Genomic DNA, 4,205 nt, shown 5'->3' on the forward strand with positions numbered 1-4,205 from the left:
TTAAAACCTGTTAAAAAACTGGTAACTAAAATATTAGTAATAATGAAATCTATTCTTCGATTACAAATTTCCGTTACTGTAAAGCCATGAACCCATTCTTTCATAAAAACAAACACACCCAATAAAGGAGTTAAAAGCCACATAATAATTTATTTCCTTTGATTTATTTTATTTTTTTTAAAAGTGTTTGAATTTGTTTTATAATATCAACATTACTTACTGCTTTAATTGATGGTTTTTGAAGAGGCTTTTTTTTCTTATTTTGAATATTTTTTGTTGACTTATTTTTTGTTGACTTATTTATTGTTTTGACAAAAGGCATTTTTTCCCTTCCTTTCTTGTTAACTTTCCCGCTTTATAAAAGAATATAAAGCCAAAAAGGAGATTTCTTTTCGTTTAAAAAACTTTATATCCTTTTATAAAACGGAAAAGTTAAATTATTTTTATTTAGTTAAATTAAGTTAATTTAATTTGTTTAACTAATTTTTTTAAAGAACTTGAAATTTTAAATGCAACAATTGTAGATTCATCATAAAAAATTTTTTTTCCTTTAAAATTTGTTAATTGTCCGCCAGGATGAGTTTTTAATATAAATCTTCCTATAAATGCTGACAAAATTACTTCTGAATAATTAGTGATTGCTGTTGTTAACACTTTTTCAAAGATGTTATAAAAAGCTTCCGCTTCTTTAATAGTGGTTCCTCCTACTTTAGCTATTTGTGTAATTAAATCAATTTTTGTAAAACGAAATTTTGCTTCTTTTTTATTATTTTTTTTTTGTTTTTTGTAGACATGGTTTAAATCCTTCTTTCTTTTCTTTTTCTTTTTTTTGTTTGTTTAAAATCGATATTATACAATTGACAATAAGTAGTGTAATCATATTCTTTCGTCTGTATTAACTCTTTTTGATCGTTATATTCATACTCAAATACTTTCGTTATTTGATTATAGGTATATAAAAATTTTTTTGAAAGTAAGCCTTCAAAATAAAAATTCTTTTCTTGTATAATAGTGTTTTTATTATCTTCAAAAATAATTTCTAACATTTGTAATGCTCCTTTCTATTTTTTGAACTATCATATTATTTTTTTAATAAATAAATCCTTAATGACATCATATTTCATAATATAATCAATATTTTTACCGTCTTCTTCAAAATATATTTGTTTAATTAAATACTCTTCATTGTCATATTCTTTAATTTTCTTAGTTTTGCCGTCTTCTTTAAAATATATTTTTTTAAATAAAGTACCATTAAAACGATCATCATTTTTATATTTATAAATTTTCTCAATAGTTTTACCATCTTCTCGATAATATGTTTGTTTAATTGCATAAGCATTTTTTTTATATTCATCGATATTCTCAATAGTTTTACCATCTTCTGTGTAATATTCGTTAATTACACAAATAGTTTTACCATCTTCGTAGTAATATTTTTTTGTCATTAAATCACCAAATTAAATACCCTTCATTGTCGAATTCATCAATTTTCTTAATAGTTTTACCATCTTCTAGATAAAATATTTTTTTACTTAAATATTCTTCATTTTCATTGTTAAATTCATAAATTTTCTCAATAGTTTTACCATCTTCTAGATAAAATGTTCTTTTAATTACATTACCATTTTTGTTATATTCATCAATTCTCTCAATATTTTTATCATCTTCTCTGTAATAAATACATTTCTCATGTTTGTAAAATAATTGATTAAGTAAATTTTTATCCTTATCAAATTCACAAATAGAATAAGTAAATTTATCAGTACCTTCAATATAAATTTTTTTTTCTAAAAATTTAACTTTAAAATTAACTTCATTTTCATTGTTATGTGCAACGATTTTCTCAATAGTTTTACCATCTGCTCTGTAATAAATACATTTCTCTGGTTTGTAATATACTTGATTAAGTAAATTTTTATCCTTATCAAATTCACAAATAGAATGAATAAATTTACCAGTATCTTTTTCAATATAAACATTTTTTGCTAAAAATTTAGCTTTAAAATCAACTTCATTTTCATAAATTCTATAAATATTTTTACCATCTTCAGCATAAAAATTTTTTTCTAAATTTAACATTATTTATATTTCTCCTTTTTTTAATAATTATTAATTTCTTTTATTTTTTTTATAAATAAATCCTTAATGACATCATATTTAAATAATATAATCAATAGTTTTACTGTCTTCTTTGTAATATATTATTTTAAATAAATCGCCGTATTTGTTATATTCATAAATTCTATTAATATTTTTACCATCTTCTTGGTAAAATATTCTTTTAATTAAATCACTATATTTGTTATATTCATAAATTCTATCGATATTTTTACCGTCTTCTTGGTATATTATTGTTTTAATTAATTTCTCTTCATTGTCATATTCGTTAATGTAATTAATAGTTTTACCATCTTCTTGGTAATATATTTTTTCTTTAATTAAATTTCTATTTTTGTTATATTCATAAATTTTATTAATAGTTTGAATACCTTTCAATTGCCATTCAGCATATTCAACATAAATATTTTTTTTAAAAATTAACATTATTTATATTTTTCCTTTTTTAAATAATTATTGATTTCTTGTTTTAAATCGCTACGTTTAGGATTTTTCTTAATTGTGTAGCTCAATGTTGGTCGTTTTTTCTTTAAATGAGAAAATCGAGTTTTAGATTTTTTCAATTTTTTTATTTCTTGATGAAAGAATTTATTAATCTTATGTAAATCATTTTTCTTTTTATAATTTTTTATTTTCATGATTTCACCTTAAAATAGTAATTAGTCGTTTGTTTCTAATTTATCTAATGTTTCTTTATTTTTATTTTCTTTGTATTCTTCGTATAACCAATATATCCCGCTAATTATTAAAACTATAATAAAAAAGAAAAATGCAAAAATACCTATAATCATAACTAATACACAAACTTTACTAAATAATTCTGTATTTGATAAAGTAATTATAAAAGTAGATATACTAAATAAAATTTCTAATTTATATTTTTGATAAAAATTTTTAATTCTTTCTATATTCATATTTAATCTATTTTAATCTCCATAAAATCATCTGTTTTTGAATCATCTTTTGAATCTTTTTCAATAATATAAACTCTAATAATAATCTTTTTTTGTAATTGTTTAATTTGATTTTCTTTTTGTTTTAATTCATTTATTAATTTCTCATTAAAATATTGTTGTTTTTCTAATTCAATTTCAAATAATTTTTCTTGTAATCTTGATAAATATTTTTGATTATTCGTTTCTAAAATAATTAAAAACAAAGTAAAAATATTAATGATAATACATATAATAGTTTTCCCATCTTCTTTAAAAATGTTGTTTTTGATGTTCTATTTTCTTCATTAAATTCTTGAATACTATAAACAGTTTGACTATCAGGATGATAATCAATTTTTTAATTATTTGACCTTTATCGTTAAATTCATATCTTGTTTCAATAGTATAATCTTCACGATAATATTCAACAATATTTTTTTCAATTCTAATCAATCTATCTAACATTTTTATTTTTCCTTTTAATAATGAAATTTATTTTTTTTTTTTAAATAAATTTTGAGTTAATACAACGACCATTTTTATATTCGTTGATTTGAATAATTTTATTATTATTTAAAATATTCTTTTTAATTAAAAATCCTTCATTGTTATATTCACAAAATTTATAAATTTCATAAACATTTCTACCTTTTTCTTTAAAATAACTTCTTTTAATTTCAATATTTTTATTATTATATTCTTGAATTATACCTATATTATTTACAAAATAAATTCTTGAATTAATCATTTTATTTTTTTCCTTTTTAATATAAAATTTAATAATAGCCTTTTAAACCAAATATTCCTTTTAATTCTTCTACTCTTTTTTTTTGACTATAAAATTCTGTTATTTCTAAAACAGTATATCCAGCATCAATTAAAGCATCCCATTTTTCAAATATGTTTATTTTAAAACCGTGATTTTTTAAATCATAAATACTAAATTTAGCTTTTTTAAATTCTTTAAATGTAAAACCATCATAAGTTAAATTACAATTTAATTTTTTTAAATGTTTTAGTAATTCTATTCTATTGTTATACATTTTAAATAATTCCTTTTCTAAATTAAATATCCTCTAAGATTTTCGGTATATTAGATTTATAAATACTATTACCAAATCTAGAATTTGACCCTGTATTTAAAAGTGT

12 protein-coding genes are annotated in these 4,205 nt (G+C 19.5%); all 12 read right to left on the minus strand.

Annotation, left to right across the window (positions count from 1 at the left end; all coding sequences use genetic code 11):
• Positions 1 to 163 precede the first annotated feature (163 nt).
• The 12 genes from KTO59_RS03575 to KTO59_RS03630 all read right to left on the minus strand — a co-directional run bounded on the left by KTO59_RS03575 (position 164) and on the right by KTO59_RS03630 (position 4,099).
• Entirely contained in the window at positions 164 to 322 is a 159-nt protein-coding gene (locus KTO59_RS03575) for a hypothetical protein (protein ID WP_284928673.1), read from the minus strand.
• A gap of 134 nt (positions 323 to 456) precedes the next feature.
• Positions 457 to 735 (minus strand): HU family DNA-binding protein, encoded by a 279-nt coding sequence (locus KTO59_RS03580; protein WP_284928684.1) that lies wholly within the window; start codon positions 733 to 735, stop codon positions 457 to 459.
• Positions 736 to 797: 62 nt separating this feature from the next.
• Positions 798 to 1,046 (minus strand): hypothetical protein, encoded by a 249-nt coding sequence (locus tag KTO59_RS03585; protein WP_284928674.1) that lies wholly within the window; start codon positions 1,044 to 1,046, stop codon positions 798 to 800.
• 30 nt (positions 1,047 to 1,076) lie between these two features.
• Entirely contained in the window at positions 1,077 to 1,448 is a 372-nt protein-coding gene (locus KTO59_RS03590; RefSeq protein WP_284928675.1) for a DUF2963 domain-containing protein, read from the minus strand.
• Between the two features lie 4 nt (positions 1,449 to 1,452).
• On the minus strand, positions 1,453 to 2,082 hold the full coding sequence (locus KTO59_RS03595; protein ID WP_284928676.1) for a DUF2963 domain-containing protein: 630 nt from the start codon (positions 2,080 to 2,082) through the stop codon (positions 1,453 to 1,455).
• A 78-nt stretch (positions 2,083 to 2,160) separates the two neighbouring features.
• Positions 2,161 to 2,547 (minus strand): DUF2963 domain-containing protein, encoded by a 387-nt coding sequence (locus KTO59_RS03600; RefSeq protein WP_284928677.1) that lies wholly within the window; start codon positions 2,545 to 2,547, stop codon positions 2,161 to 2,163.
• Positions 2,547 to 2,759: a hypothetical protein gene (locus KTO59_RS03605; protein WP_284928678.1), complete on the minus strand. Its 213-nt coding sequence runs from the start codon at positions 2,757 to 2,759 to the stop codon at positions 2,547 to 2,549. The genes KTO59_RS03600 and KTO59_RS03605 overlap by 1 nt, the downstream gene beginning before the upstream one ends.
• Positions 2,760 to 2,780: 21 nt before the next feature.
• Positions 2,781 to 3,035 (minus strand): hypothetical protein, encoded by a 255-nt coding sequence (locus tag KTO59_RS03610; protein WP_284928679.1) that lies wholly within the window; start codon positions 3,033 to 3,035, stop codon positions 2,781 to 2,783.
• Between the two features lie 2 nt (positions 3,036 to 3,037).
• On the minus strand, positions 3,038 to 3,280 hold the full coding sequence (locus KTO59_RS03615; protein WP_284928680.1) for a hypothetical protein: 243 nt from the start codon (positions 3,278 to 3,280) through the stop codon (positions 3,038 to 3,040).
• Between the two features lie 46 nt (positions 3,281 to 3,326).
• Positions 3,327 to 3,521, minus strand: coding sequence for a hypothetical protein (locus tag KTO59_RS03620; protein ID WP_284928681.1), 195 nt, complete (start codon positions 3,519 to 3,521; stop codon positions 3,327 to 3,329).
• 40 nt (positions 3,522 to 3,561) lie between these two features.
• Positions 3,562 to 3,804: a hypothetical protein gene (locus tag KTO59_RS03625; RefSeq protein WP_284928682.1), complete on the minus strand. Its 243-nt coding sequence runs from the start codon at positions 3,802 to 3,804 to the stop codon at positions 3,562 to 3,564.
• 28 nt (positions 3,805 to 3,832) lie between these two features.
• On the minus strand, positions 3,833 to 4,099 hold the full coding sequence (locus KTO59_RS03630) for a hypothetical protein (RefSeq protein WP_284928683.1): 267 nt from the start codon (positions 4,097 to 4,099) through the stop codon (positions 3,833 to 3,835).
• Positions 4,100 to 4,205: the final 106 nt, after the last annotated feature.

This window comes from Candidatus Phytoplasma sp. AldY-WA1 (genome assembly GCF_020312115.2).
Lineage (GTDB): Bacteria > Bacillota_I > Bacilli_A > Acholeplasmatales > Acholeplasmataceae > Phytoplasma > Phytoplasma vitis.

Bases quoted from the DNA above. Each gene is read 5' to 3' on its own strand.
- KTO59_RS03630 (WP_284928683.1), bottom strand. From the start codon at position 4,099: ATGTATAACAATAGAATAGAATTACTAAAACATTTAAAAAAATTAAAT.
- KTO59_RS03590 (WP_284928675.1), bottom strand. From the start codon at position 1,448: ATGACAAAAAAATATTACTACGAAGATGGTAAAACTATTTGTGTAATT.
- KTO59_RS03595 (WP_284928676.1), bottom strand. From the start codon at position 2,082: ATGTTAAATTTAGAAAAAAATTTTTATGCTGAAGATGGTAAAAATATT.
- KTO59_RS03625 (WP_284928682.1), bottom strand. From the start codon at position 3,804: ATGATTAATTCAAGAATTTATTTTGTAAATAATATAGGTATAATTCAA.
- KTO59_RS03620 (WP_284928681.1), bottom strand. From the start codon at position 3,521: ATGTTAGATAGATTGATTAGAATTGAAAAAAATATTGTTGAATATTAT.
- KTO59_RS03585 (WP_284928674.1), bottom strand. From the start codon at position 1,046: ATGTTAGAAATTATTTTTGAAGATAATAAAAACACTATTATACAAGAA.
- KTO59_RS03575 (WP_284928673.1), bottom strand. From the start codon at position 322: ATGCCTTTTGTCAAAACAATAAATAAGTCAACAAAAAATAAGTCAACA.
- KTO59_RS03600 (WP_284928677.1), bottom strand. From the start codon at position 2,547: ATGTTAATTTTTAAAAAAAATATTTATGTTGAATATGCTGAATGGCAA.
- KTO59_RS03605 (WP_284928678.1), bottom strand. From the start codon at position 2,759: ATGAAAATAAAAAATTATAAAAAGAAAAATGATTTACATAAGATTAAT.
- KTO59_RS03610 (WP_284928679.1), bottom strand. From the start codon at position 3,035: ATGAATATAGAAAGAATTAAAAATTTTTATCAAAAATATAAATTAGAA.